25 protein-coding genes and 1 riboswitch are annotated in these 26987 nt (G+C 63.8%); of the genes, 10 read left to right on the forward strand and 15 right to left on the reverse strand.

The genetic code is table 11. The features are described 5' to 3' along the window. Positions 1 to 144 precede the first annotated feature (144 nt). Both QRN52_RS22825 and QRN52_RS22830 read right to left on the reverse strand, forming a co-directional pair. The gene (locus QRN52_RS22825) at positions 145 to 747 is read right to left on the reverse strand and encodes a TetR/AcrR family transcriptional regulator (RefSeq protein WP_284756066.1); all 603 of its coding nucleotides are present in this window, start codon (positions 745 to 747) and stop codon (positions 145 to 147) included. Positions 748 to 868: 121 nt separating this feature from the next. Further along, positions 869 to 2197: an MFS transporter gene (locus QRN52_RS22830; RefSeq protein WP_284756068.1), complete on the reverse strand. Its 1329-nt coding sequence runs from the start codon at positions 2195 to 2197 to the stop codon at positions 869 to 871. A gap of 163 nt (positions 2198 to 2360) precedes the next feature. Between QRN52_RS22830 and rraA the strand changes: the two genes are divergently transcribed. The 3 genes from rraA (at position 2361) to QRN52_RS22845 (ending at position 6321) form a co-directional block, all read left to right on the forward strand. Further along, the gene (rraA, locus tag QRN52_RS22835) at positions 2361 to 2843 is read left to right on the forward strand and encodes a ribonuclease E activity regulator RraA (protein ID WP_284756070.1); all 483 of its coding nucleotides are present in this window, start codon (positions 2361 to 2363) and stop codon (positions 2841 to 2843) included. Positions 2844 to 2949: 106 nt separating this feature from the next. Further along, positions 2950 to 4602, forward strand: coding sequence for an MDR family MFS transporter (locus tag QRN52_RS22840; protein ID WP_284756072.1), 1653 nt, complete (start codon positions 2950 to 2952; stop codon positions 4600 to 4602). Between the two features lie 258 nt (positions 4603 to 4860). Continuing rightward, entirely contained in the window at positions 4861 to 6321 is a 1461-nt protein-coding gene (locus QRN52_RS22845; RefSeq protein WP_284756073.1) for a sugar porter family MFS transporter, read from the forward strand. A 77-nt stretch (positions 6322 to 6398) separates the two neighbouring features. On the opposite strand, the gene QRN52_RS22850 is transcribed toward QRN52_RS22845, so the two are convergent. The 3 genes from QRN52_RS22850 to QRN52_RS22860 all read right to left on the reverse strand — a co-directional run bounded on the left by QRN52_RS22850 (position 6399) and on the right by QRN52_RS22860 (position 8684). After that, positions 6399 to 7625 carry an MFS transporter gene (locus QRN52_RS22850; protein WP_284756074.1) on the reverse strand — a complete coding sequence of 409 codons (1227 nt, stop codon included), beginning with the start codon at positions 7623 to 7625 and terminating at the stop codon, positions 6399 to 6401. Positions 7626 to 7651: 26 nt separating this feature from the next. After that, positions 7652 to 8098, reverse strand: coding sequence for a MarR family winged helix-turn-helix transcriptional regulator (locus tag QRN52_RS22855; RefSeq protein ID WP_284756075.1), 447 nt, complete (start codon positions 8096 to 8098; stop codon positions 7652 to 7654). Between the two features lie 82 nt (positions 8099 to 8180). Further along, positions 8181 to 8684 (reverse strand): GNAT family N-acetyltransferase, encoded by a 504-nt coding sequence (locus QRN52_RS22860; protein ID WP_284756077.1) that lies wholly within the window; start codon positions 8682 to 8684, stop codon positions 8181 to 8183. Between the two features lie 159 nt (positions 8685 to 8843). Here QRN52_RS22860 and cycA point away from each other — a divergent pair, with 159 nt between their 5' ends. Continuing rightward, the gene (cycA, locus tag QRN52_RS22865) at positions 8844 to 10316 is read left to right on the forward strand and encodes a D-serine/D-alanine/glycine transporter (protein ID WP_284756079.1); all 1473 of its coding nucleotides are present in this window, start codon (positions 8844 to 8846) and stop codon (positions 10314 to 10316) included. A gap of 141 nt (positions 10317 to 10457) precedes the next feature. On the opposite strand, the gene QRN52_RS22870 is transcribed toward cycA, so the two are convergent. Both QRN52_RS22870 and QRN52_RS22875 read right to left on the reverse strand, forming a co-directional pair. Beyond that, on the reverse strand, positions 10458 to 10964 hold the full coding sequence (locus QRN52_RS22870; RefSeq protein ID WP_284756080.1) for an anthrone oxygenase family protein: 507 nt from the start codon (positions 10962 to 10964) through the stop codon (positions 10458 to 10460). Then, positions 10961 to 11692, reverse strand: a complete 732-nt coding sequence (locus QRN52_RS22875) for an NAD(P)-dependent oxidoreductase (protein ID WP_284756081.1) — start codon at positions 11690 to 11692, stop codon at positions 10961 to 10963. Before QRN52_RS22875 ends, QRN52_RS22870 begins: the two co-directional genes overlap by 4 nt. Before the next feature lie 60 nt (positions 11693 to 11752). Here QRN52_RS22875 and QRN52_RS22880 point away from each other — a divergent pair, with 60 nt between their 5' ends. Next, complete coding sequence (locus QRN52_RS22880) at positions 11753 to 12241, forward strand: MarR family winged helix-turn-helix transcriptional regulator (RefSeq protein ID WP_284756083.1); 489 nt, start codon at positions 11753 to 11755, stop codon at positions 12239 to 12241. Between the two features lie 160 nt (positions 12242 to 12401). Here QRN52_RS22880 and QRN52_RS22885 read toward each other — a convergent pair whose 3' ends face one another. The 3 genes from QRN52_RS22885 to QRN52_RS22895 all read right to left on the reverse strand — a co-directional run bounded on the left by QRN52_RS22885 (position 12402) and on the right by QRN52_RS22895 (position 16333). After that, complete coding sequence (locus QRN52_RS22885; protein ID WP_284756084.1) at positions 12402 to 13550, reverse strand: mannitol-1-phosphate 5-dehydrogenase; 1149 nt, start codon at positions 13548 to 13550, stop codon at positions 12402 to 12404. Next, entirely contained in the window at positions 13550 to 15541 is a 1992-nt protein-coding gene (locus tag QRN52_RS22890; RefSeq protein ID WP_284756085.1) for a PTS mannitol transporter subunit IICBA, read from the reverse strand. The genes QRN52_RS22885 and QRN52_RS22890 overlap by 1 nt, the downstream gene beginning before the upstream one ends. Before the next feature lie 69 nt (positions 15542 to 15610). Next, a complete protein-coding gene (locus tag QRN52_RS22895; RefSeq protein ID WP_059388720.1) occupies positions 15611 to 16333 on the reverse strand; it encodes a TetR/AcrR family transcriptional regulator in 723 nt (240 codons plus the stop codon). Positions 16334 to 16450: 117 nt separating this feature from the next. Here QRN52_RS22895 and ptsP point away from each other — a divergent pair, with 117 nt between their 5' ends. From ptsP to QRN52_RS22910, 3 genes are all read left to right on the forward strand, one after another. Then, positions 16451 to 18139, forward strand: coding sequence for a phosphoenolpyruvate--protein phosphotransferase (gene ptsP / locus QRN52_RS22900; protein ID WP_284756088.1), 1689 nt, complete (start codon positions 16451 to 16453; stop codon positions 18137 to 18139). Between the two features lie 41 nt (positions 18140 to 18180). Continuing rightward, a complete protein-coding gene (locus QRN52_RS22905) occupies positions 18181 to 18459 on the forward strand; it encodes an HPr family phosphocarrier protein (protein WP_234751838.1) in 279 nt (92 codons plus the stop codon). A gap of 116 nt (positions 18460 to 18575) precedes the next feature. After that, positions 18576 to 19562, forward strand: a complete 987-nt coding sequence (locus QRN52_RS22910; protein ID WP_284756089.1) for a class I SAM-dependent methyltransferase — start codon at positions 18576 to 18578, stop codon at positions 19560 to 19562. A 144-nt stretch (positions 19563 to 19706) separates the two neighbouring features. On the opposite strand, the gene QRN52_RS22915 is transcribed toward QRN52_RS22910, so the two are convergent. Then, a complete protein-coding gene (locus QRN52_RS22915) occupies positions 19707 to 20972 on the reverse strand; it encodes an acyl-CoA dehydrogenase family protein (RefSeq protein ID WP_284756090.1) in 1266 nt (421 codons plus the stop codon). Positions 20973 to 21077: 105 nt separating this feature from the next. Continuing rightward, positions 21078 to 21854, reverse strand: a complete 777-nt coding sequence (locus QRN52_RS22920; RefSeq protein ID WP_284756091.1) for a TetR/AcrR family transcriptional regulator — start codon at positions 21852 to 21854, stop codon at positions 21078 to 21080. Positions 21855 to 21914: 60 nt separating this feature from the next. On the opposite strand from QRN52_RS22920, the gene QRN52_RS22925 reads away from it, so the two are divergent. Then, a complete protein-coding gene (locus QRN52_RS22925) occupies positions 21915 to 22310 on the forward strand; it encodes a helix-turn-helix domain-containing protein (protein ID WP_284756092.1) in 396 nt (131 codons plus the stop codon). 4 nt (positions 22311 to 22314) lie between these two features. Here the strand turns inward: QRN52_RS22925 and QRN52_RS22930 are convergent, their stop codons facing one another. Further along, positions 22315 to 22935 carry a TetR/AcrR family transcriptional regulator gene (locus QRN52_RS22930; RefSeq protein ID WP_284756093.1) on the reverse strand — a complete coding sequence of 207 codons (621 nt, stop codon included), beginning with the start codon at positions 22933 to 22935 and terminating at the stop codon, positions 22315 to 22317. Positions 22936 to 23005: 70 nt separating this feature from the next. Between QRN52_RS22930 and QRN52_RS22935 the strand changes: the two genes are divergently transcribed. Beyond that, complete coding sequence (locus tag QRN52_RS22935) at positions 23006 to 24100, forward strand: flavin-containing monooxygenase (RefSeq protein ID WP_284756095.1); 1095 nt, start codon at positions 23006 to 23008, stop codon at positions 24098 to 24100. Between the two features lie 84 nt (positions 24101 to 24184). Then, a riboswitch (cyclic di-AMP (ydaO/yuaA leader) is annotated at positions 24185 to 24338 on the forward strand. Between the two features lie 19 nt (positions 24339 to 24357). On the opposite strand, the gene QRN52_RS22940 is transcribed toward QRN52_RS22935, so the two are convergent. Next, positions 24358 to 24864 (reverse strand): hypothetical protein, encoded by a 507-nt coding sequence (locus QRN52_RS22940; protein WP_284756097.1) that lies wholly within the window; start codon positions 24862 to 24864, stop codon positions 24358 to 24360. A gap of 724 nt (positions 24865 to 25588) precedes the next feature. Then, positions 25589 to 26803, reverse strand: coding sequence for a PucR family transcriptional regulator (locus tag QRN52_RS22945; protein ID WP_284756098.1), 1215 nt, complete (start codon positions 26801 to 26803; stop codon positions 25589 to 25591). Between the last annotated feature and the right edge of the window lie 184 nt (positions 26804 to 26987).

The raw sequence follows: 26987 nt of genomic DNA on the forward strand, positions 1-26987 counted from the left end.
GAAACTCCTGCGGATATGGGCTGCTAGCCGCTTGGGTCCTGTCTTCGTAGACAGGGGCCTGATAGGAAGACTAGAGACATCCAGTCATAAACTCATACTTTTGGTCGTAGTGGTCTAGACCAATTACGTTGATTCCCGGAAAAGCTACGCGTCCGCAATCAACTTGCAGGCGTTCTTGAGGTCCTTCTCGGCGTCGAAAAGTGAGATCCGGCGGCAGTTGACGGACTGGACCAGACCACTGATTACGTGGAGCAGAATCCGGGCCCGCCCGGTGTCGCCGATCGCGGCCGCGACCATCTCGGCCGAGAGCACCCCGATATCGCGCAAGAGTACGGGGATGTCACCGTCGCGGGTGTCCCACGTGCGGGACAGACAGTGTTCGACTGCGGGTTGCATGACCCGCATGTGGAAGATCTCCATCCCGAGACCGGTGAGCTCTTGCTGGCTGCACCTCGAAGATGCCGGCTTGGCGTCGTTGAGTTCCCGGAGCTGCTGCCGGTAGACGGCGAGCATCAGATGGACCGTGGACGGAAAGTAACGGTAGAGCGTCCCGAGCGGAACGTGCGCCCGAGTGGATACATCCGAGAGGCTCACAGTATCGAACTGCCGCTGGGCGAATCCCGCGGCAGTCTTCAGTATCCGGGCGTAGCGCAATAGCTGTCTCGGCGTGGTGGGAGCAGCCGCCATTTGGGGCAACCCCGCGGCCAGATCCAGCGAATACGGTTCCAAGGAGTTCGGTTCGGACATTTCCGGCGTTCTGTTGGTTTGGGCTTCGTTCGGGGAGATTGCGCGGCCCCCCATAGACCGAGCGCGTCCTGACAATGATACGGCAGCAAGTTGTCAGTTCCCTGAGAACGGATTCCCAGGTCTATGCGACGCCCTTGATCTTCACCACGAATACCGCTCCTAGCAAGCCAATGACAGCTGCGGCCACATACAGCGAGACGTACCCACCCCAGAACACAACGAAAACGGAGGCAATCGCCGGCGCAATCACCTGCGGCAAAGAATTCGCCACGTTGATAACCCCGAGGTCCCTGCCCCGGTCCAGCGCAGTGGGGAGCACCTGGGTAATGAGCGCGAAGTCGACCGCGAGGTACGCGCCAAAGCCGATGCCGAGCACCACCGCGCCGGCAATGGCGCCCGTCCACGTGGGTTCGAACGCGAGGATCAGGCTTGCGATCGAAATGACGATGGAGGAAACAATCACCAGAGGTTTGCGTTTGCCCATGCGGTCGCTGATGGCACCGCCCACCACACTGGTGATGATCACCATCACGGCATAGAGGCCAGTCAGGATGAGGACCCCGAACTCAGGCTTGAGGCCCTGGGTCTCCTCGAGATGCACGGCATCCTTGAGGAAGAACAGCAAGTACAACGTGACCATGTGGTTGCCGATATTGACCAGCAGGCGCGTCAACCAGGCCCACGCGAAGTCCGGGTATTTGACGGGCGAGATCCAAAATCCCTTGACGAATGTCCAGAGTTTGAACGGTGGCCTGGCCTCCGGAACGAGAGGCACGTCGCCACTCTTGAAAAGGTAAAGCACGACACCGGCCAGCAGCGCGGCAGCACACACGATGTAGCCGAGGGCAAAGTTCCCCGAAACTACGGAAGCGATCACAGCACCCGCGAGAATGCCCACGGTCTGGCCCATGGCCGCAAGGCCGCCGACCGCGCCGCGTTGGGGCACCGGCACTCGATCCGGAATAGCCGCTGTGATGGCCGCATAGGCTCCATTACAGCCGGCCTGGACCAGGCACCACAGAATAGTCATGACCGCCACGTTGGGAGCTCCCGCCAAGGCCACCAAGGCTACGACGCCCAAAATGGCACCGAAGAGCACCCAAGGGACGCGCCGTCCGAAGCGGGACGTGGTGCGGTCGCTGAACGCACCAAAGAGGGGATTCGCGACCATCGACACCGCAGCACCACATCCTGTAACGAGCGCAAGGATGGCTTCCTTCTGGCCCTCATCGAAGTGGATGGCCTGCTGCCCTAGCAAAACCTGGAGAGGGCCGAAGAAGGCGGCGTTGATGCCCACATTGACGAGCACCACTCCGGTGACCCAGAGAGAGCGGACGCGCTCCACGGGCTCGGCGAGCGCCGTCGTCGGGCCTTCTGTTCGCGCAAGATCCAGGGCAGGATCCGCCGCCGGTCTTTCAGGCAATGAACCGGGCAGATCGGACAGGCTCATGACGGTACTCCCCTAGCCTCTGGACGTGTGAATTCAGCCTAGCGCCGAGGGAGCCTGCCCGGCTGTCACGAAGGCCCGTATGTGGACAACCGGCACATCCAAGACCCGCTAAGGCGAGGCCGCACGCGTTAGGGTAACTCCAACGGACCGAGGAGGATCAACGATGAACAGCCCAGCGAACCCCATCAACACAGCCGATCTCTACGACGAGCGTGCCGAAGAAGTTGAGTCGATATCACTGCAGTTCCAGGACCTCGGCGGCGTCTCGCACTTCAACGGCCCCGTGCGCACCATCAAGTGCTTTGAGGACAATGCACTCGTCAAGACCGTCCTGGCAACCCCCGGCGAAGGTGCCGTGCTGGTGGTGGACGGCTACGGCTCCCTGCGCACCGCCCTCATGGGGGACATGATCGCCGAGAGCGCCGTCGCGAACGGCTGGTCCGGCGTCGTGATCAACGGGGCCATTCGCGATCGCGTGGCTATCGCGAAGCTGCCTTTGGGCGTCAAGGCACTGGGAAGCAACCCCAAGAAGAGCTCCAAAGTGGGCCGTGGCGAAGTGGACATCCCCTTGGTGATTGACGGAGTGCACATCGAACCCGGCAACCTGATCTACTGCGATCCCGACGGGATTCTCATAGAGCGGTGACATTTTTCTCTCCAATCGGGTAAGACAGGGAATACAGGAGCCATTAGGATAGTTACTGAAAGCAACTATCCTGCTTAGTCCCCTTACATCCACCCTTGGAGAAGCAATGTCCAACGCCACGCCTGTGCGGGCCGCCGGAGAGGTCTTGACACACCGTCAGACGCTTACCGTCATGGTGGGCCTCATGCTCGGCATGTTCCTGTCCTCCCTGGACCAGACCATCGTGTCCACGTCCATTTACACGATCGCCAACGACCTCGATGGCCTGTCCCTGCAGGCGTGGGCCACCACGGCCTACCTCATCACCTCCACGGTGAGCACCCCGCTCTACGGCAAGCTCAGCGACATCTTCGGCCGCCGCCCGTTGTACCTGGCCGCGATCCTGATCTTCTTGGCCGGCTCCCTGTACGCCGGTTCCGTGCACTCCATGACCGAGCTCGCCATAGCCCGCGGCATCCAGGGAATGGGCGCCGGCGGTCTGCTGGCCCTCGCACTGACCATCATCGGCGACATCGTTGCCCTCAAGGATCGTGCCAAGTACCAGGGCTACTTCATGTCCGTCTTTGGCGTCTCCTCGGTGCTCGGACCCGTAGTCGGCGGTGCCTTCGCAGGATCGGCCAACATCCTTGGCTTCGACGGCTGGCGCTGGGTCTTCTTCATCAACCTGCCCATAGGCCTTGCCGCGCTGGCTGTCGTGTTCTTCTATCTGCACCTGCCCGCGAAGCACGTCAAGCAGAAAATCGACTACTGGGGCGCTGGAGCCATCACGCTGGCAATCGTCCCGCTGCTGCTCGTGGCCGAACAAGGCCGCAGCTGGGGCTGGACCTCCGTCAACTCGTGGATCTGCTACGGCCTCGGCGTCGTTGGCATCGTGGCGTTCCTGCTGGTTGAGCGGCGTGCCGGCGACTATGCGCTGATCCCCCTGCGGCTCTTCAGGAACATCACCTTCGGACTGTCCTCCCTGTTGAACTTCATCATCGGTATCGGCATGTTCGGGGCCATCGCGATGCTCCCGATGTACCTGCAGCTGGTCAAGGGCCTCACCCCCACCGAGGCGGGCCTCATGATGATCACCTTCACGGTGGGCATCCTCTTCGGTTCCATTACAGCGGGACGGACCATCTCTGCGTCGGGCGTTTTCCGGATCTTCCCGATCCTCGGCACGGGCATCCTCACCGCCGCCGCCATCGTCATGGGACTGTCCCTCGGCGTGGACACCGGGCTCTGGGTTCCCGGCCTGATCGCCGTGTTCTTCGGCATGGGCCTGGGCTTCTGCATGCAGCCGCTCACGTTGGCCATGCAGGTCTCCGTGCCGCCGAAGGACATGGGTGTGGGCACGTCCACCGCGGCATTCTTCCGTTCCATGGGCGGCGCAGTGGGAACCGCGGTGTTCATCTCGATGCTCTTCAGCCTGGCCGCCGACAAGATCGCTTCAGGCATGAAGGACGCCATCGGCAACGCCGACTACCTCAAGGTGCTCAAGGATCCCGCGGTTGCCGCGGATCCCGCCAACGCCAAGCTGTACGACTTCTTCAAGAACGGCGCGACGAACGATTCGCTGAACGACACCAGCTGGCTCCACCATGCCAACCCGGCGCTCACACGGCCCATTCTTGAAGGCTTCGCGCAGTCGATCGACACCGTGATGCTGACCGCCGCCGCGCTCACCGGCCTCGCGTTCCTGATCACCTTCGCTTTGCCGAACAAGAAACTCACGGACCCGAAGGCGGCGGCGAAGGAATCCGTTTCCGCACACTAATATCTCGAACCGCGTCACGGCAGGCAGTCTTTTGGACTGCCTGCCGTTGTCGTTTCCAGCGTTCGCGCGGTGGAGTGCCCGACGGCGGCGCGAAAGTTTGCGCGGCGTGACACTTCCGGTGTGCCTGGCCGCGTTGATTGGAAGTCACGCTGGCGGCGTGCCACACTGTGTAGCGCGAGTGCACCGGCGTCCCCGTCGGAATCAGCTGCCGACGACGACCGCGCCGCACAATCCACCACATTTCCCCAAGGGAGAGCCATGCCCAAATCCAGCTCCGACAGCCATTCCGGCGTCCCACGCAAGGTAATTGGCCTGGCCGTTGCCGGAGCTGTGGGCGGTTTCCTCTTCGGCTTCGATTCCTCCGTGGTCAACGGCGCCGTTGATGCCATGAAGGACGAATTCATGCTGAGCGAAGCCGTCACGGGCTTCGCTGTGGCGGTCGCGTTGCTCGGCTGCGCGGCAGGGGCATATCTCGCGGGCAAGGTAGCGGACCGCTACGGCCGAATCCCCGCCATGAAGCTTGGTGCCGTGCTCTTCCTCGTCAGCTCCATCGGGACGGGCTTGGCTTTCAGCGTCTGGGACCTGGTTTTCTGGCGCTTGGTTGGCGGCCTGGGCATCGGCCTCGCGTCGGTGATCGCGCCGGCCTACATCTCGGAAATCTCCCCGCGCCAGGTCCGTGGGCGGCTCGCGTCGCTGCAGCAGTTGGCGATCACCACCGGCATTTTCGCGGCCCTGCTATCCGACGCCGTCCTGGCGACTTCCGCGGGTAGCGCCCACCACGCGTTGTGGCTCGGAATTGAGGCCTGGCGCTGGATGTTCATCGCCTGCGCCGTGCCCGCCGCGATATACGGCCTGATCGCCTTCCGGCTGCCCGAATCCCCGCACTTCCTGGTCCTCAACGGCAAGGAAGACACCGCACGCAAAATCTTCGACACCCTGATGCCCGGCGACGACACCGAACGCCACATCCGCGAAATCCGCGACTCAATCAAGCAGGACGAGCTCTCCACCAAGAAGGGCTCGCTCCGGGGCAAGGCCTTCGGCCTGCAGCCCGTGGTGTGGATCGGCATCATCCTGTCCGTGCTGCAGCAATTCGTCGGCATCAACGTGATCTTCTACTACTCCACCACCCTGTGGAAAGCAGTCGGCTTCCACGAGCAGGACTCCCTGGCCATCTCGGTGGCAACGTCCGTCACCAACATCCTGGTCACCCTCGTGGCCATCGCCCTCGTGGACCGCATCGGCCGCCGGCGCATCCTGCTGGCTGGCTCGATCGGCATGGCCGTGTCCCTGGGTGCCATGGCGCTGGCCTTCTCTTCTGCCACCGGGACAGGCTCTTCGGTGTCCTTGACCGGCGCCTGGGGTCCTGTGGCCCTCGTTGCTGCCAACGTCTTCGTGGTGAGCTTCGGCGCTTCGTGGGGACCCCTGGTGTGGGTGCTCCTGGGCGAGATCTTCCCCTCACGCATCCGTGCCCGCGCGCTCGGCCTGGCCGCCGCGGCCCAGTGGATCGCCAACTTCGCCATCACCTTGAGCTTCCCCATCATGGCGGCGGGTTCGCTTCCGCTGACTTACGGCATGTACGCAGGGTTCGCCGCGGCGTCGTTCTTCTTCGTCATGTTCAAGGTGCCCGAAACCAACGGCATGTCCCTTGAGCAGGCCGAGACCTTGTTCGTACCGAAGGGCTCCAAACCTGCGGAGCTCGCGCCCGCACCCAAGTAGCCCCCACCCAAGTAGATCGCAGTTGTTGTCGTTTTGAGGCTTCATAACGACAACAACTGCGAGCTAGTTGGGCCCTCCTACACGAGGTGCGGTTCGTGGGACTTCAGGAACCGGCGGCCGCCCACGGCCACGAAGATCGCGAACGCGAGGGCAAGGGCCGCGGCGAAGAACGGAACCTGCGGGCCAAAGTGCTCACCCAGCTGTGCCGCCACAAACGGAGCCAGCGCGCCGCCCATCCAGCGCACAAAGTTGTAACCGGCCGAGGCCACGGGACGCGGCGAATCGGAGACTTCCATGGCCAGTTCGGTGTACAGCGTGTTGTTGATGCCAAGCAGGGCGCCCGCCACAATGACAAGCACGACGACGGCAGTCACCGAGTGCCCCGCAGCCAGTCCCAGCCCGACGAGGTCCAGCAAGAGCGCCCCAAGGGTGCCGACCAGGACGTTGGTGGTGCCGAAGCGACGCTGCAGCACGGGTGCCACGAAGACCGAGAACACAGCCACTGCCACACCCCAGCCGAAGAACACAGCACCGATACCGTAGGCGTCCATTCCCAGGATGAAGGGCGTGAAGGCCAGGATCGTGAAGAAGCCGTAGTTGTAGAACAGGGCACTGGCCGCAGTGGTGCGAAGGCCCTTGTGGCCCAGGGCAAGGAGCGGGTCACGCAAACGGGCCTTCGTTGCCGGCGTCGGGGTCTTGGGCAACAGGGCCAACAAGGCGATGAAGGAAACGGCCATGAGGACCGCCGTGCCGAAGAACGGTGCACGCCACTGCCAGCCGCCGAGGAGCGCGCCGAGCAATGGGCCCAGGGAAATACCCAGGCCAAGGGCGGCCTCGTACAGGATGATGGCCGTTCCGGTTCCGCCGCTCGCGACGCCGACAATCACGGCAAGCGCGGTGGCCACGAAGAGGGCGTTGCCAAGTCCCCAACCAGCGCGGAATCCGACCAGCTCACCCACGCTTCCGGACAGGCCGGAGAGCAAGGCGAACACGACAATCAGCGCAAGGCCGATCATGAGGGTCTTTTTGCCGCCGATCCGCGAAGAGACGAAACCGGTCACGAGCATCGCGACGGCGGTGACCAGGAAGTAGCTCGTGAAGAGCAAAGACACTTGGCTGGGGCTGGCCTGGAGGTTCTTGGCGATGGCCGGCAGGATCGGGTCTACCAGGCCGATGCCCATGAAGGCGAAGACGGCGGCAATCGCCGTGGCCCACACAGCTTTGGGCTGCTTGAGGAACGAGGCCTTCTCGGCCTCGAGGGTTTCTTCCGCTGGCTGCAGTTGCTCTGCGAGCTGGCCTTTCATGGAGTGCTCTCCTATTTTCGGCTTGTTCAGTATTGGACTGAGTGGTTGATCTTGTCGAACACCGGAAGGGCGGCTTGGACAGCGTCGCGTTCGGACTGGCTCAGCGCTCCGAGGATCCCGGCGATGAATTCGTTGCGGCGCCGGTCTGCCTTCTCGACGGCGGCACGCCCCGCCGCGGTCGCGGCGACGCGGACGGCGCGGGAGTCGTCCGGGTCTGCTTCGCGTTTGACCAGGCCCGCGCCCTCAAGCTTGATGATCTGCTCCGTGGCGCTGGGGACCTTGACCCCAAGGTTCCGCGCGATTCCCCCGACGCGGGCACCGCCGTCGAGCGCCATCTTGAGGACGCCAAGCTGGGCCGAGCTGAGTTGCTCCTCGGAATCGAGGCGACGCATCACATAGACGCTCTGCCGCAAGGCTTCCCGGAATGATTGGGCGAGGGCGAGCAGCGCGTCGTCAGCTGGATTGGTGTTCATATTTAGGTATCCTAACAGTTAGGCTGCCTAAATATCAAGGGATGCCGGACTTTGCCTCGAGATTGCCTCCAGGCTGCCGGCGCTACAGCGCCAGCTTCATTCCCTCGTGGCTGGCCACGAAACCAAGCCGCTCATAGAAGCGATGGGCGTCCTTGCGCGACTTGTCGCTGGTGAGCTGGACCAGGGTGCAGCCCCTGTTCCGGGCCTCTTCGATGGCCCATTGCATCATGGCCGCACCCACGCCATGATCCCGCAACTCTGCGGCGACGCGCACGGCCTCGATCTGGCAGCGCAGCGAGCCCTTCCGGGCCAGGCCCGGGATGAAACTCAGCTGGAAAGTTGCCACGCAAGCGCCGTTCAAGTGGCCCACCACCAACAGTTGGGCCGGATCCTCATTGATCTGTTGAAACGCCTGCAGATAGGGGCCGACGTCGTCGGCGTTTTCGCGGGAACTACCCAACTGATCGGCCGCGAGCAATCTCAGAATGGCGGGGAGGTCCTCCCAATGGGCCCGGCGGAGCGTGAAGACGCCTTCGTCCAGAACCATGCTCAACAGCGGCTTCACTCCTGGATTTGTGTGACTCATAGCACCAGCCTGACACAAGCTGGAGGATTCTTTTTGCTAGCCTTCATGAATTCTGGGTGAAACGATCAATCACAATCTTTTCGATTGTTCGAGTTACTTTGGACTAGCAGATTTGTTAGCCACGTCACCATTGCGGCGAATCACCCGAAGGATGCAAAAATGTCTGACCAGACAACCACGGGGCAACGCACTGCCTCCAGCAAAGACAGCGAGCCGCATCTGGCACGCTCACTGAGCAACCGCCACATCCAGCTGCTTGCCATCGGCGGCGCCATCGGCACAGGCCTGTTCATGGGCTCCGGAAAGACCATCTCCGTCGCCGGTCCGTCCGTGATCTTCGTGTACATGATCATCGGCTTCATGCTGTTCTTCGTCATGCGCGCCATGGGACAGCTCCTCCTGTCCAACCTGAACTACAAGTCCTTCAGCGACTTCGCCGGCGACCTCCTCGGTCCCTGGGCAGGCTTCTTCACCGGTTGGACCTACTGGTTCTGCTGGGTGGTAACGGGGGTGGCCGATGTCATCGCCATCGCGGGCTACGCCAATGAGCTCTGGCCGGGGGTGCCGCTCTGGATTCCGGGCCTCGCGACCATCGTCATCCTGCTCCTCTTGAACCTCCCCACCGTGAAGGCCTTCGGCGAGACTGAATTCTGGTTCGCCCTCATCAAGATCATCGCCATTGCCGCTTTGATCATCGTGGGTATCGTGATGATCTCCACCGGCTTCAAGTCCGACGCCGGAGCCGCGAGCTTCACCAACCTCTGGAGCCACGGCGGGTTCTTCCCCAAGGAATTCATGGGCTTCGTTGCCGGCTTCCAGATCGCGGTCTTCGCCTTCGTGGGTATCGAACTGGTGGGCACCGCCGCGGCCGAAACCAAGAACCCGGAGCACAACCTGCCCCGCGCCATCAACGCCATTCCGGTCCGCGTCATGCTGTTCTACGTCGGCGCGCTCATCATCCTGATGTCCGTCATCCCGTGGACCGAGTTCAAGGCCGGCCACAGCCCATTCATCGCCATGTTCTCCCTGGCAGGACTGGGCATCGCGGCCACCGTGGTGAACCTCGTGGTCCTGACTTCCGCCATGTCCTCGGCCAACTCCGGTATCTACTCGACGTCGCGCATGGTGTTTGGCCTGGCGAATGACGGCGATGCCCCCAAGATGTTCGGCCGCCTTTCCAGCCGCAAGGTTCCCCAGAACGCCCTATTCCTGTCCTGCGTGCTGCTCCTTGGCGGCGTCGCACTGCTCTACGCGGGCAAGGACATTGGAGCAGCCTTCGACATGGTCACCACCGTGTCCGCCGTCTGCTTCATGTTCGTCTGGTCGATCATCCTGGCCAGCTACCTCGTTTTCCGGAAGCGCAGGCCTCACCTCCACGAGGCATCCACGTTCAAGATGCCCGGCGGGATCGTGATGGTGTGGGTTGTCTTCGCGTTCTTCGGCTTCCTGGTCTGGGCCCTGACGACGCAGCCGGACACCCTCACGGCACTGCTCGTAACGCCCATCTGGTTCGCGATCCTCGCCGTGGCCTACGCCCTGGTCCGGAAGTCTCCGCTGCACCAGGCCCGTGTGGCCGAGTGGGAGGCCATGGCCGAAACCGAGACGACCGCCGTCGAAGCCTCCGCCCGCTAGGACGCTCGCTCACATATAGCGGCGGTTCTTCCAACGCTCGCTCACATGTAGCGGCAAAACCCGAAACCCTCCTTCACGTCATCATGTGAAGGAGGGTTTCGACTGTCCCGCCAAAGGCGGGTGAGCGTTGGGCGCCGGGACTTATGCTGGCGCGGGCTGCAAACTCCGACGGCGGATCGGTTGTCGCGCCGCGGCGACTGACAAAGCTCCGAAGGCCAACAACGCCGCAAAGGTTCGTACTGCGTGGCCCACCTGCCAACGGTCGCGTATGTCCGCCCAGTCCCCTGGCGGGTTGCTGACGTTCCATCCAGCTTCGGCCAGATTGATAGGAACGTTGACCACGAGTGTGGTGATCAAGGCCGCGAGCAGCAGCCCAAGGGCGCCGGCCACCAACCAGAAACCGCGATCCCTTGTCTTGAGCTCCATCAATACCAGGGCCGCCGTGGCAATCAGCGCTGGAAACAGTAGGACTGAGGCCAGGAGAGGCAGCCCGACGAGGGCCACCTGCTGGAGCTGGGCGTAAACCGTGCTGCTAAATTGCCGCAAGGACAATTCCAAGACAAGTATCCCAGCGAGGAACCCCGCGAACAGGCCGACGAATACAAGCCCAGCGATACGGACCACTGACTGGATGGCTAGACGGCTCATGACAACTTTCCCTCGGGGACGCTATCCGGCGCGGCCTTCTTGCTGCTGGCCTCGCGGAAAAGCAGCTGAATGAGGCTCGGCTTCTGCGAAAAGGTTGCAACTGCTACGTTCTTGCGCACGAACTCGTCCGAAGTGAGTTGCCTCAGCATGGAGTCCGCCAGGTCGGCCCGCGACGTGAAAGTGCCATTTATGTAGTCAACGGCCATCTTGTATTCAGTCACGGAATCGGTTTCGAAAAGACCGGAAGGCCGCATGATTGTCCAATCCAAGCCACTGGCGGCGACAGCAGATTCCATTCGCCGCATGTCCTCGTACAGGGTCTTCCCCAGCAGCTTGGTAACGAGTGGCTGCAGCAATTTCTCGAAAAGGAACCCTCCATGCGGGCCGGCCGTAGTGTCGGTGGCGCTTGAGCTCACGCAGACCAATCGACGGACGCCGTGGTTGCCCATTGCCCGGATGATGTTGCCGGTGCCCACTGAATAGACCGTGATCGGCTGGCGGCTGTATGGAACGCCGAGGGTTGAGAGGACGGCATCACTTCCTTCGACGACGGCGCTCACGTACTCGAAGTTGTACACATCGGCGCCGACCACACTTAGGCCGGGAGCGGAAATCGGGAATTCGTGCGGCCTGCGCGTGACAGCGGTGACGACGTGTCCGGCGTCGAGCGCTTGTGCGGTGAGAATCCTTCCGGTGGGGCCGTTCGCCCCGAATACTGCAATCTTCATGTGATGCGGCCTCCGGTATTCTTGTCCTAGGAAAACCATACAATACAGAAACGATATCATATGAGTTCCATATCAAATCAAGAGGCGGCAACTCCGCGCCGTCGGCGGCGTGCTGTCGCTGAGCTCAAAGCCGAGCTTCGGGGCGTGCGCGTGCAACTAGCCGTACTCAATCACCAGGTCGGCACCCAAGCCGAGCTGAAGGACGTTGACCTTGATTGCCTTGACCTGATCTCGAGCCGCGGGCCGCTCAGCCCGAGCATGTTGGCCAAACACGCGGGCCTGCACCCGGCCACCATGACTGGCATCCTCGACCGGCTTGAACGCGGAGGCTGGATTGTCCGGGACCGCGATCCGTCCGACCGGCGCGCCGTAGTGATCCGGGTTCTTCCCGACAGAAACGCCGAGATGTTCCGCCTCTACTCGGGAATGAACAGCCTCATGGACACCATCTGCGCAGACTACGACGACGCTGAAATCGCAGTCATTACCGACTTCCTGCGGCGCGTCCAGGCCGCCGGAAGAACGGCGTCGGAAGAACTCGGCAATTGATCGACGCTCGCTCACTTTTGGAGCCCAAAGCGCTCACCCTCCTCCACATCATGTGAAGGAGGGTGAGCGAGCGTTTGGGAAATACCCCGGCATATCTGAGCGAGCGTTCGGAAAAAAGCCCGCATATCTGAGCGAGCGTCGCCAGCCCGGCCCTGGCTGTCTAGGCCTCGGCTTTCCGGTCTTCGATCAGCTTCCGCACCTGCGGGAACAACGGGTGCGACGGCGGAAGGTCCGTGATGCGCTCGACCGCTTCGGCGGCGTCCATCTCTGAAAGCATCCGGGCGAGTTCCACGGCTTCGTCGTCGGCCCCGTCGTCGAAACGCAGGGCGGCCGACATCGCGTCGAGCAAGGCGACGGGAGTGACTCCGCGCTCGGCCAGTTCTGCCGCCGGGCCGATGAACCGTTCGTGCCGGCCCAACTTGCGGAGCGGAGCACGGCCTACCCGGTTCACGGTGTCCGGCAAGTACGGGTTGGTGAAGCGGGACAGGATCTTCTGCACGTACGCCTCCTGCTCAGCTTCGACGAAGCCGTGTTTGGCCACGAGAAGCTGTTTGGTTTCCTCCAACACGGCTCGCACCCGGGCGGCCACGGAGGCGTCGGCCATCGCATCGGAGATCTTCTCCAAGCCGGCGCCGTAGCCGAAGTATGCTGCCGAGGCGTGTCCCGTGTTGACCGTGAAGAGCTTCCGTTCGATATACGGCCCGAGCTCGTCCACGAAGGTCGCGCCGGGGATGACCGGCGCCTCCCCCGCGAACGGCGTCCGGTCGATGACCCACTCGTAAAAGGTCTCCACAGTGACGTCCAAGCCTTGGCCCGGCGCCTGGTTGGGGACAATTCTGTCCACCGCGGTATTCGCAAAAACAGCAACGGAGGAAAGATCGCCCGCGGCACCGTCCCACGCCGCTTCCACTTCGGAACGCAGGAGGTCCGTGGCGTTGATCGCGTTCTCGCAGGCCATCACCTGGAGCGGAGCCAACGACGGCGAGCGGCCGGCTAAGCCCCGCGCGATCACGGGTGCCACGAACTTCAGGATGTGCGGCCCCACCGCCGTGGTGACGAGGTCCGCCGTCGCGATTTCCGCGACGACGGCAACCTCTTCGGTGCCCGAATTCAGGGCCCGGAAACCGGACACGGTCTTGACCGCGGCATTTTCGCCGACCTCGTGGACCTCGTAGGAGGACGCGGAGGCGAGTTGGCTGATCAAGGCATCCGCGACATCGGCGAAGACAACCTCATATCCGGCCTCGTGCAGCAGCAAGCCGACGAATCCCCGTCCGATGTTCCCTGCCCCGAAATGGACTGCCTTCACTATGCGTTGACCTTTCCGAACATATCCAACACTTCCTGCACCGACGTGGCTTGCTCAAGCTTGGCCACTTGCGCCTTGTCCGTGAAGATCTTGGCGATGGAGGACAGGATGTGGAGGTGCTCGTTGTTGATGCCGGCGACGCCGACGACGAACTTGACCTGCTTGCCGCCCCAGTCGATGCCCTCGGGGTAGCGGACGATCGATACACCGGAGTGCAGGATGTGGTCCTTGGCAGCGTTCGTGCCGTGCGGGATGGCCAGGAAGCTGCCCATGTAGGTGGACACGGATTCCTCGCGCTCATGCATTGCGTGAATGTAGCCCATGTCCACGGCGCCGCGGTCCAGCAGGAGCTTGCCTGCCTCGTCGATGGCCGAGTCACGGTCCGTGGCGGTGCCGTTGAGGATGACACTTTCGGGGAGAAGGACTTCCTTGCCCCCGACGGCGGCGGCCGGCTGGGCGGCGTGGGCACCGGCGGCCGGTTCGGCGACCGCCGTCGAGCCCTCAGCGCCGGACCCGGCGTTGCTGCTCTTGACCAGTTCCACGATCTCCTCGTACCGGGGACTGTTCATGAAGTTGTCCACGGAGACGTGCACGGCGCTGGAGGTGACCGGCCGGGCGCGTTCTGTCAGGTCCTGGTGCGTGACCACGACGTCGTAAGTGTCGCTGAGGTTGGCAATGGACGCATTGGTCACATTCACATCGGGGAAGCCCGCCGCCTTGATCTTGTTGCGCAAGACCGTGGCGCCCATGGCACTGGAACCCATCCCTGCGTCGCATGCGAACACGATGTTCTGGATGGGCTTAGTCAGGACGGCAGTGCCGCCTGAGCCCACGAGGGCCGAAGCCACGGAGCTCTTCTTGCCCTTCATTTCCTCCATCTTGGAGGTGGCTTCGCCAAGGTCGACCTCATCGCTGTGGTGCGTGGTCCGGAGAATCAACGAGGAGACGAGGAACGAAACCGTTGCTGCCAGGATGACCGACAGGATGACGCCCACATAGCTATCCCGGGAGGTCTGCGCAATGACGGCGAAGATGGATCCCGGGGCTGCGGGAGCCACGAGGCCGGAGTTGGTGATTGCAAGAGTCGCAATGCCTGTCATGCCACCAGCGATGGTTCCGAGGATCAGCAGCGGACGCATGAGAACGTACGGGAAGTAGATCTCGTGGATCCCCCCGAGGAACTGGATGATGAAAGCGCCCGGCGCCGAGGCCTTCGCCGCCCCGCGTCCGAAGAACATGTAAGCGAGGAGAAGCCCGGCACCCGGACCGGGGTTGGCTTCCAGCAGGAACAGGATCGACTTGCCTTGGTCCAGCGACTGCTGGATCCCCAAGGGCGTCAGTACGCCGTGGTTGATGGCGTTGTTGAGGAAGAGGACCTTGGCGGGCTCGATGAAGATGCTGGTGAGCGGAAGGAGCCCGTTGTGCACCAGGAACTGGACGAAGTTGCCCGCTGCCTCGCTGAAGCGCGTAACTACCGGAGAAATACCGAAGAAGCCAAGCATGGCCAAAATGGCGCCCCAAATGCCAGCGGAGAAGTTATTCACCAGCATTTCGAAGCCTGCGCGGATCTTGCCCTCCCAGATGGAGTCGATCTTCTTCATGGTCCAGCCACCGAGCGGGCCCATGATCATCGCGCCAATGAACATCGGGATGCCGGCGCCGACAATCACGCCCATGGTACCGATCGCCCCGACGACGCCACCCCGCGCACCATAAACGTTCCGGCCGCCGGTGTAGGCGATCAGGAGCGGCAGCAGGTAGGTGATCATGGGGCCAACGAGGCCCACGTTAGGCGTACCGGCAGCGTCGTTGCCGAAGCCGCCGAGCACGGGGACGGGCAACCATCCAGTCTTGATGAACAGGGCGGTAATGAGGCCCCATGCAATAAAGGCCCCGATGTTGGGCATGATCATGCCGGACAGGAACGTTCCGAACTTTTGGACACCAACGCGCACGCTGGTGCGCTGTTTCGCAACTGACGCTGTTGCCATTGTGTGAATTCCTAACGTGAGTCCCGCATCAATGCGGAATCAGTCGATATCTATCGAAAGAGGACAGCTCTAGGAGCTGCTGGAGATTCGGTGAAGCCATTCAAGAAAGAGCTTCAGTTCCGAACTGGATAGCTGGTCTGAATGCGAGGCTTGGAGTGCCGCATTCAGCGCGATTGCCGCAACAACAACGGACGACTTGCCGGAGTCGTCTGCTGCGGCGCCACGGGCTGTTTCCGTGGACACGGCGAAAATCATGGAATCCCGGGTCATGGTGGAAAGTTCGAGGTTCCGGTCTTCCAAAGGCTCTGCAATGAGCATGAGCGTGACGCCAACGTTGGCCGCCAGGATGCTTCTGGCCGCCTCACGCGGGGGTACGTTGATCTGCCCGGCAATGGCCGCCTTGCTCAGCATCTCCTCCAGAAGCGACTCGGCATCAGCCACGATGGCCGGCCTGCTTTCCGGACGGATGTTGCCGAACATCACCAGGTAAAGGTGCGGTTGGGTAAGTCCGAACTGGACGTGGTTGTCCCACATCCGGCGGACGTCCTCCAGGGGAACCCCAGAGGGAGCGAAGTCCCGCTCTCCCGCCACATACTCCTCGAAGCCGGCTGCAACGACGGCGTCGAACAGCCCCTCCTTGTCGCCGAAGTGGTGGTAAAGCGTGGGCGCCGTGACGCCGGCAAGTTTGGTGATTTGGCGCGTAGAGACCGGCGACCCATCCGAATTCGCCAGCAACTCGGCAGCTGCACGGAGCAGCCGAGTTTTGGGCGGAAGCTGGTCATCGAAACTCATAGCCGCTACCCTAGCACCTATAGCAACGCTATATGAAGTGAGTCACAGGAGATTTTTTCGGATCCCGAGGCGCCGCAGCCGCCGGGTCCGATCCGAGAGCAGGAACAGAGGATTTCAGTGCAGAATTTCCAAGGAGTAGGCGTCAGCCCGGGCCGCGTCATTGGCACTATCCGTCAGATGCCCAAACCAGTCAGCGAACCGCCGTCGGGAGAGCAGCTAGCCGCATCGACCACCGCGGAAGACGCCGTCGCCGGCCTAAAAGCGGCGGCCCAGTCGGTCCACGACGAACTCAAAGCGCGCGCGGACAAGGCCAGTGGCGACGGCAAGGCGGTGCTGGAAGCCACCGCCCTCATGGCCAAGGACACCATGCTCCTGAAGTCGGCCACCAAGCTCATCAACAACAACGGCAGCTCCGCCGAACGCGCCATCTGGGAAGCCGGCGCCTCCGTGTCCGAAATGCTCCACAACCTGGGCGGATACATGGCCGAGCGCGCCACCGACGTCCTGGACGTCCGCGCGCGGATCGTCGCCGAACTTCGCGGAGTCCCTGCCCCGGGGATCCCGGCGTCGGACACTCCGTTTATCCTGGTGGCCGAAGACCTCGCTCCGGCCGACACCGCAACGCTGGACCCCGCCGTCGTGACAGCACTGGTCACCTCGGGCGGCGGACCGCAGTCCCACACGGCGATCATCGCGCGCTCGCTCGGCCTGCCCGCCGTCGTCGCGGCCCGCGGAGTGGACGAAATTCCTGACGGCGCAGAAGTCTTTGTGGACGGCGCAGCCGGCTCACTCTCCCTCGAACCCAGCGAAGAACAGCGCGCGGCCGCCCTCGCATGGGTCGAAAATGCCGCCACCCTGGCGGTTTTTGACGGCAACGGCACGACGGCGGACGGCCACTTGGTGCCCCTCCTCGCCAACGTCGGCGGCGCCAAGGACGCTGCCGCGGCCGCCGCGCTTGGCGCGCAGGGCGTGGGCCTTTTCCGCACCGAATTCTGCTTCCTGGAACGCGACACCGAACCGACCGTGCTTGAACAGGCCGCCGCGTACAGGGGCGTGTTCGACGCCTTCCCGGGCAAGAAAGTAGTGCTCCGGACCCTCGATGCAGGCGCCGATAAGCCCCTTCCCTTCCTCACCGACGCCACCGAACCCAACCCGGCCCTCGGCGTGCGCGGCTACCGCACCGACTTCACGACACCCGGTGTTTTGGACCGCCAGCTCGAGGCCATCGCCATAGCGGCCGACGAAACAGAAGCTGAGGTGTGGGTCATGGCACCCATGATCTCGACTGCGGCCGAGGCTGCCCATTTCGCATCGATGTGCGATGCCGCGGGCATCAAGACACCCGGCGTGATGGTGGAAGTTCCCTCGGCGGCATTGACCTCGGCGTCGGTCCTGCGCCACGTGGGCTTCGCGTCCCTCGGCACCAACGACCTCACCCAGTACGCCATGGCCGCCGACCGGCAACTCGGGCCCCTCGCCGAACTCAACACCCCGTGGCAGCCCGCCGTCCTGCGCCTCGTCCAGCTGACAGTGGCGGGCTCGGCCGAAGAAGGCAACGGCAAACCCGTTGGCGTCTGCGGTGAAGCTGCCGCGGACCCGGCCCTCGCCGTCGTACTCGTTGGCTTGGGCGTGTCCACACTGTCCATGACCGCCCGCTCGCTGGCCGCCGTCGGAACCGTGCTCAAAACGGTGACGTTGGAACAGGCGCAGGAGCTCGCCCGACTGGCGCTCAGCGCACCCGATGCGCTTGATGCGAAGGCCTGGGTCCGCGCCAAACTGCCGATCCTCGAGGAACTCGGGCTCTGAGCCCAGCCGTACTGCCCCCTACCTGAACACAAGGAGAAACCATGCCCGAACGCACCGCCACCATCGCCAGCCGCTCCGGACTGCACGCCCGTCCGGCGGCGATTTTTGCCGAAGCCGCGGGGGAATCCCCGGTTGAAGTGACCATCGCGATGGCCGGTTCGCCTGCCGACGACGCGCTCGACGCCGCCAGCATCCTTTCGCTCATGACGCTTGGGGCGGCAAAGGGCGACGTCGTGGTGCTTCGGGCCGAGGGCGACGGCGCCGACGCTGCCCTCGATTCCCTGGTGACGCTGCTGGAAACAGACCTCGACGCGGAGTAGGCACCTCCCACCCGACGCTCGCTCACATATGGTGGCTTCCCGCCCGACGCTCGCTCACATATGGTGGCTTCCCGTCGAACGCTCGCTCACCGTTGACTAGCCGAAAGGAGCCGGAAATGCGCAAGCCGGACGCCGCCGTCGCGTTCTACGCGCTCAGCATCCTGCTGCTTCCGGTCTCGTTGCTCGGCTATGTGATTTGGGTCGGGAAGCTTCTGGCCGTGAAGCCTTCCGGGGTTTCGACGAGCGCGCAGGCTCCGCTCTCTGCTAGGTGGGCGATGCACAATTTCGGCGTGCGCGAAGACCAGGCAGCGAACCGGCTGTTGCCCCTGCTGCCCGGCGTTCCTTGGCTGGGCATGCGGTTGGCGTTCTGGCCGACGCTCTTCGCGCACCGCGTCACCGGTTTCGTCCCGAAGACCTTCCGGTACCCCTTTGAGGGCGAGATACCTCCACAAGCCGAGGCGTCGGCCAGGGTCGCGTTCTTCGACGGCGCCGTGGACCGCGCACTTCCCGGGACCGACCAGTTGGTCATCCTCGGCGCCGGCTTCGACACACGCCCCTACCGCCTCCCGCGGGACACGTCCGTCAGCTCCTTCGAGGTAGATGCCCCAAAGACGCAGGCGGTCAAGCGCGAAATACTGGAAAAGGCAGGAATCGACTTACGCAAGGTCGCGTTCGTGCCCGCGGACTTTGAGAAGGATGATTGGCTCGCCAAACTCGTGGACGCGGGGTTCGACCTTGGGCGTCCGGCACTTTTCCTCTGGGAAGGCGTCACGATGTACCTCGACCGGGAAGCGATCGAGGACACGCTGCGCAAGATCGCGAGTTGCGCCAACGGCAGTTTGCTCGCATTCGACTACATCACAACCGAGACCCTTGAGTCGAGCATGCCCTACTGGCGGTTCGGGAGGGCAGCGGCTAAGGCAGCGGGCGAACCGTTGATGTTCGGCGTGGACAGGACACCGCCGTCGCGGGAGCGTCTTGCCGAACTTCTGCGATCCGCGGGGCTGACGCTCCTCGAACAGCGTGGGCTTGGTCGCGAGACAAAGAAGAAACGCGCGTGGGGTGGCTTCGCGATAGCAGTGGTGGGGCGCATTGGGCCCTAGACGACCGCATTGATCTGAGCGCGCGTTACGTCGATATGGCTCATATCCGAGCGAGCGTCCGGGATTTTGGGCGCATAGGGGGGCGCGCGTCTCAAGGGGGGCGCGTCTCAGGGGGCGCGGCCGGGGCGACCGTGGGGCCGCCGCTCAGGCGAAGGCGGAGATACCCGTGATCGAGCGTCCGATAATCAACGCCTGCACGGTCTCTGTGCCTTCATAGGTATGGATGCCCTCTATGTCGGCGAAGTGCCGGGCCACGCGGTTGGCCAACAAGATCCCATTGCCCCCGAGCAGGTCGCGCGCGTTCGAGGCGATGCTGCGGGCAGTCCGGGTGCATGTGAACTTCGCGAGCGCCGCCTGAGCGGGAGTCAGCACGCCCTCTTCGTCCAGCTTGGTCATCTGCATGACCATGAGCTGCATGGTGGCGAGCTCCGAATGCATCCGGGTAAGTCGCTCCTGCACAATCTGCGAAGCGGCCAGCGGGCGGCCGAACTGCCGGCGTTGGGCAGCGTACTGCACCGCGGTTTCGTAGCAGGCGGTGGCATGCCCGACGGCGGACCAGGCCACTCCCAGCCGGGTCGCCAAGAGCACCCGGGCCGTGTCCTTGAAACTCCGGGCACCCGGGAGCACGTTTTCCGCCGGGATGAAGACATTCTCAAGGCGGATATGTGCCTGCCAAATGGCCCGGAGTGAGAGCTTGCCTTCGATGGTCGTGGCAGAGTATCCGGGGGAATCCTGCGGGACGAGGTATCCGTGGACTTGCCCGTCGTCGCCGCGGGCCCAGACGACGGTCAGCCCGCCGATCGAGCCGTTGCCGATCCACTTCTTTTCACCGTTGAGCACATACCCGCCCTCGACGGCCGTCGCAGTTGTCTCGAGTCCCACCGAGTCGGAGCCGTGCGCGGGCTCGGTCAACGCGAAGGCACCGAATTCCTCGGCCCGGGAAAGCGCGGGAAGCCAGCGGGCCTGCTGTTCCGGGGAACCGCATTCGGCCACGGATCGAAGGGCCAAACCACCCTGGACCGCGACCACCGTGCCGATGGACCCGTCGCCGCGGCTCAGTTCCATGGTGACCAGCCCGGCGGCGGTTTTGCTCATGGCAGGGAACCCGTCGATGTTGATTCCGTCGCGCAGGAGGTCAAGTTCACCGAGACGCTTCACCAAGTGCAGCGGATACTCCGCGCGCTCCCAGTACCCCGCGATGACCGGGAGCACCTCGTCCTGGACAAAGGTCCGCGCACGGTCCCAGTAGGCGCGGTCTTCGCCGCTGATGTCCTTGAAAACGGAGGCCGGGTCCGGGTCCAGCGATTCGTTGAGGACATACTCGGGCTCCATGGTGCCGGCCGGGAAAACAGTCCCAGCCGGAAACAAGGCATCCAGTTCTTCGGAGGTGCTATTGGACGTCGTCGTCATGGGGGAATCCTCGCTCTGGGGTTTCGATCTGCGACTCCCAGCATGCGCTGACACTCAGTTTCATGTCAAGGAACTCAGTACCAGCGGGGGGTTCTGCTGGATGAACTAAGCCAGGGCGTCCCGGACTGCTTGAAGGATCCGTTCCGTACCCGCTGCAGGATCGAGGACGGCAACCACGACGGCGGGCCGGCCGCCTGGCGCGGACGCGGCACCGGCTGCGTCGCTACCCGCCTCGCCGGTTGAAACACGGGCGAACGTGTCCGCCAATGCGCCCAATTCATTCCCGAGCCTGGCGGCCAGTTCTTCGGCTTCAGCTTCCCGCGCATCGCGCCAAGCACGCGCCTCATCCCCGGCACCCGTGCCGCGTTCGCCCGCAGAAACCGCCCGCAGCCATTGGCGCAGGACGCTGTTGTGCAGGGCGACTACCGATGCGGCAAAGGCCACCGCCGTGACCTCCCGGCTTTCGCCTTCGGGCAGCACAGATAGGAGATGATTCCGGAAAGCCCGTTGATAGCGATGTGTCATCACAAGTTCACGATCACGAAGGGCCGGCACTTGATGCAGAAGTTCGTAGCGGGCCAGGGAAGTCCTCCGGTTGCCCACATGGTGGCTAAAGACCATGAGCGCCGCGTCCACGACGGCACGTAACGGATCCGCCGTCGTTCCCGAAAGCGACTCCTGGACCCGCCCGAGAATCCGGTCGTGATCAGCGAAAACAATGTCCTCTTTGGAACCGAACTTGCGGAAAAACGTGCTCCGGCTGATCCCTGCGGCATCGGCGAGGTCGTCCACGGAGGTCGCGTCGTAGCCTTGCCGCACCAGTAGATCGATTGCCGCGGCCACGGCGGGAGCTGGATCCGGATTGGCGGGGTAGTTGACCATAGGCGTGAATCTAACACGAGGGCGTAACCGCACAGCCTTGGGCGCCGCTAGGCTTCTGCCATGGCATTGATAGCTCCCCGCGTTACGCCTGGCTTGCCCGCGGACGACGCCCGGAACCTGGCACGCTCACTCAAGGACAGCAACGACATCACGGTTTTCGTGGACGGCACGGTCCATCGGCTGCCGGATGAGGCGAGGGACGCCGTCGTCGACCTCCTCGGCAGGCTGGGCCGGGGCGAAGCGGTGACCGTCAGCAGCGTCGAGGAAATGCTCACGACGTCGCGGGCGGCCGAACTCGCGGGAATCTCGCACACCTACCTGCGGAACATGACCGACCGTGGCGAAATCCCGGTGGAATACCGCGGCACGCATCGCCGCATCAGGCTCGCGGACATCATGGCGTGGCTGGAAACCCAGAAGAAGACGGCCGCGGCAGAAGAGCAAAGCAACACGTAGAAAGCTACGCGAGGGCGGCCTTGAGCGCCGCGTGGACCCAATCCCGGTAGCGGTCCAATCCCCAAGCGAAATCCAGCACGAGTGATCGGTAGGTGTCCGGGTGACCCACCGACCAAATCACGGCAGCGGCTTGCTCGTCGCTCATGCCGGAGGTCAATGCCCCGCGCCGCCTGAGCGCAGCCGCCGCTTCCGCATAGTTCCTCAGCCGGAGTTCGGCCCGGTCGCGCTCCACTTTTGCCGCTTCGGCGTCGACGGCGGAGGCCTGCCTCATGACGCTGAACAATTGGCTGCTTCGCGGGTGCACCTCTGCGAACCAGTCGGCCAACAACGCCAGGACCGCCCCGGCGTCGGGGGCTGCGGCAGTCCGCTCGCGCATGGTCTCCGGGACGGAGCGTGGGGCATCCGGACCCGCGGCCGTCGCGTCAACCACGGCCGAGAGTAACGCGGCCTTGTTGCCCACGGAGTTGTAGATGGTCTGGATAGCCACACCGGCTTGCTCGGCAACAGCCCCGATGGTGGTAGCCACGTATCCCCTGCTCAGAAACAGCTCGCGGGCGGCCTCCACCACGGCAGCCTTGGTTGCGGCGGCTTGAGCTAACCGCCTGTCATTGTGCCGGATTTCCACGGGAAAAGAATAGCATTCCAGTGACTGGAATGCTATTCTAATGATCTCGAACACCTCAGGAGGCTTCGCGATGGATAGCAATGAGGCAGTGAACACCGTAGTTGTGGGCGCCGGACAGGCAGGGCTCGCCACTGGATTCCACCTGAAGAAACACGGGCAAGACATCCTCATCCTGGACTCGCAGGAGCGTATTGGCGACGCGTGGCGGAACCGCTGGGATTCCTTGCGGCTCTTCACCCCGGCGCAGCACGATTCCCTTCCCGGCCTGCCATTTCCCGCCGCCCGAGGCAGCTTGCCCGGCAAAGACGCCATGGCCGAATACCTTGAGGACTACGCAAGGAACTGGGAGCTCCCGGTACGCCATGGTGCCCATGTCGTTGGCATCGAGCGGGAAGACGGCCGGTTCCGGATACAGTCGAGCTCCGGGTCGATCCTGGCCAGGAACGTTGTTGTTGCCACGGGCCCGAACACGCAACCAAGGATCCCGGCTTTCGCCAAGGATCTGGATCCCGGCATCCACCAACTGCACGGAGCTGAATACGCCAACCCGGACTCAGTTCCGCCCGGAGATGTCCTGGTGGTCGGCTCCGGCACCTCCGGCGTCGAAATCGCCTTGGAGCTCGCACCCACGCACCGCACCTACATTGCCGGAACCCCTCCGTTCCACATCCCGGGCCCGGTGACGCGATACGCCGGCGGGCTTTGGTGGCTCTTCATCCACAAGGTGCTGAACAGGTCCACCCCTATCGGCCGCAAAGTCGCGGTCGGGTTCACCAAGCACGGCGCGCCGCTGATCCGGACCTCCACGCGAGAACTCGACGCCGCAGGAGTCACCCGCCTGCCACGCCTGGCGGGCGCCCGCGAGGGCCAACCCCAAGCTGATGACGGCAGGACGTTCGGGGTCTCCACCGTAATCTGGGCTACCGGTTACCAACCGGACTTTGGCTGGATCCAAGGACTTCCCGCGGATGAGGACGGCTGGCCGCTCACCTGCCGGGGCGCCGTCGAACAACTGCCAGGACTGTTCTTTGTGGGCATGCCCTTCCAATACGGGTTGACCTCTGGCCTCGTAGGCGGGGTCGGCCGCGACGCCGCCCACGTCGCCGGACTCATCGCGGCGCAGGCCCGGCAAAAACAGGCCGCTCCGCCCGTTATTCAAATGTGACATTGCTTGCCGGCTGTTGTACGGTCGAGGGGCGACCCAATCCCCAACTGGGCCGCTTCCAGGTTGACGCCGAGCTCTGCCGCAACCCGGAATCCGCCAGACCCGCGGCAGAGACGGGGGACCCAGAGTCTCCGGGCCTACTACTTCTCCACAGGCCCTCGGGGTGAAGCCGCCACGCGCGGCCGGACGGCCTCGTCCGAACCCGACAGCTAACCTCGAAGGCGTTGAGAGGCAATCACCATGTCCCCAACCATGGATCAGCCTCGCCGTGCCCAAGTGGCACGCGAGCGCACCAAAGCAACCGGACGCCGTCGGGCCAATGACAGTGGACCGTTCATCGCTGCACCGGCTTCCGAACCTTTGAGTTCGACGGCGGCGCCCACCCCCGCGGCAACCACCACGACGGCGGCGCCCACCACGCGCGCGGCCGCCCGGGCGGCCGAACGAAGGCGGGCTTCCCAAGCCAGTGAAACCGCGGCCATACCGACCGTGGCCGTTCCGACACTGGCTCCCGCGACAGCAGAGCCCGCCACCGCGGCCATTCCAACAGTGCCTGCCCCAACCGTGGCTCCTGCGGCAGCTGAACCCGCCGAAGCCGAGAATGCAGGCACAACGGCACCCTCGGCGGCGCCCCGTGCCGGCGCCGGTCCGGCGACCTTTACTGGTTCGTCATTCAGCCGCGAACCACACGCCGTCCTCAAGAAGGCCGCCGCCGTCAGGACGATGAGCAACCGAATGGCGGTAGTGACCGGCGCCCTAGGCATCTTGTTGGCCGCGGCTTCCGTTAGCCAGGCTCTTGAGTTGCCCTTCTTTGGCCAGGAAACACAGACCCAGGACACTACAAGCGCGGACAGCCAAAGCTCAACACAATCTGGCGCTCCTTCCACGACGGCAAGCACTTCCCCCAGCGGTGCAGCATCACCTTCGGCAGCTACCCCTAGCGCCAAGGCCGGCCAGACCGCCGCGGACCCGGCGCAACATTCGCCGCAAGGATCCGCCGCCGTCGGACCCTCGGGTGCCTTCGCACCATCGATCTCCGTCCAGGTTCCTGGCGCAATCCCGTCGGCCCTGCCCCCAAGCCTCGGCCCGGTGCCTGTTCCTTCCGTTCCGGTTCCGGCCCAGCCTGCGCCGGCTCCCAGCCCGGGTCCGACCGGACCCGCTAACCCAACCCCGACACCGGATCCGACGGATCCAGCGTCTCCGACGCCCGGGCCTACAGGTTCTTGGAAGCCACGGACCCCGGCCAGCCCCACACCTACGCCACCGCCTACCCAACCGGGCGTTGATCTTGGGTCGATTCTGGACGCAGCAACCAAGGCACTGCAGTGAGGATGGGAGGGCATCGAACATTTGCCGTCGAGTGGCACGGACGATGCTGCCGGAACACCCGGACGCAGATGATTCAGCACCGCCCGGACCGCTGGCGCTGCAGCCTTCAGTTGAGGCAGTTCAACAAGTAAGCCAGCGCGGCTTCCGGTACCAGGGGGGTCAAATCCGTGGACGCCCTGCCCAGCGCCGCGCTTTGAGCGTTGCGTGGAGTTCGAGCCGGATGGCGCCATTCAGCGGATCTGCTCCGATGAGCTGGCGGACCCTGGCCAGCCGGTTGTAGATGCTGCTGCGGTGCAGGTGGAGCTTCGCGGCCACGTCCTGCACGGAGCCGTCACTGTCGTAGAGCAGTTCGAGCACGGGGAGCAGCTCGCCGTTGCGGTCGGCGTCCTCGATCTCCTGGAAATGTGCCGAGCCCGAATCGTCCCAACCGCCGGGCGCTTGTAGCCGTTCGAACAACTGGTAGATCCCGGCCGAGCGGCTGTCCACGAGCTCGCCGAGTGGAGGATCGACGGCGGCAGCCTTGGCGGCGAGCCTCGATTGCCGGTACGCCCGACCCAGTTGGCGGATGACTGAAAACGGCTCGCTGATGCCCAGAATGACGCGGTCCACCTTCCGGCCGGCGCGCTTGGCGAGTTCCAGCTGATAGTGGACGAGGACCTGGGCATGTTCTGCCCGTCCGCCGGTTTCGCGGAACAACAGGACCGAGTGCGTCTCGGTGCCGGCGCTGAAAAGCACGGAATCGACCCCGATAGTAGCCTGCAGTGCGGCGGAACGGTGTGTCAGGGTCGCCGCGATCGGATCGGAAACGCCGCCACTGTCGTCAGCATCGAGCACGGTCACCAGCTGCCAAGGTCCCCGGCCTTGGATCTCTTTCCATCCCGCCACGGCCGCCACTGCATTGGATTCGCCCTGGCATGCAGCGAGGAATTCCTGCTCACGGCGGCGCCGGAACTCCGATTCGGCCGTATTGGAATCGAGCAGCAACCCCGCGAGGAGGTCCAACTCGTCCCGGACGCCCGGCAGCTCGGCGAGTATCGCCGTCGCGGTCTGCTCGTCAAGGTCCTGCTGGACCCAGAGGTACCCGACGCGGAATCCGCGCACCAGCAGCGGGACGCAGACGCGTCCCACCATCCCGAGTTCCTCATTGGCGGGCACGACGACGGGACGCACCGCGGTAGCGATGCCGTGCGAGAGCTGCCACGCGCTGACGTCCACCGGGACACGCTTGCTCAGGAGGAAATTCACGCGCACACGGTCGGCGTGGGACTGGTTGGAACTGTAGGCGAGCAGCACGCCGTCGAGGTCTTCCAGGGAGAGGCCGCGGCCCAATTTGAGTGCGACGTCCTCGACGATCTTCTCCACGTCCTGCTGCATGGAGAAAACACTACTTTGCCCGACGAACATCAGGCGACACCTGACGCTCTCAGTATCGACAAATGTCGAGTCGCGGGCCGCAAAAACCCCGGAATTCCGGGGAAGTCAGCGACGGCTGCGATCACCTTTCCTGTCGCCTGGCTCACAGCGGATTTATTCTGGAATCACAGTCCCCCGCAGAGAA

Origin of the sequence: Arthrobacter sp. efr-133-R2A-120, from assembly GCF_030209835.1 — a bacterium.
Lineage (GTDB): Bacteria > Actinomycetota > Actinomycetes > Actinomycetales > Micrococcaceae > Arthrobacter.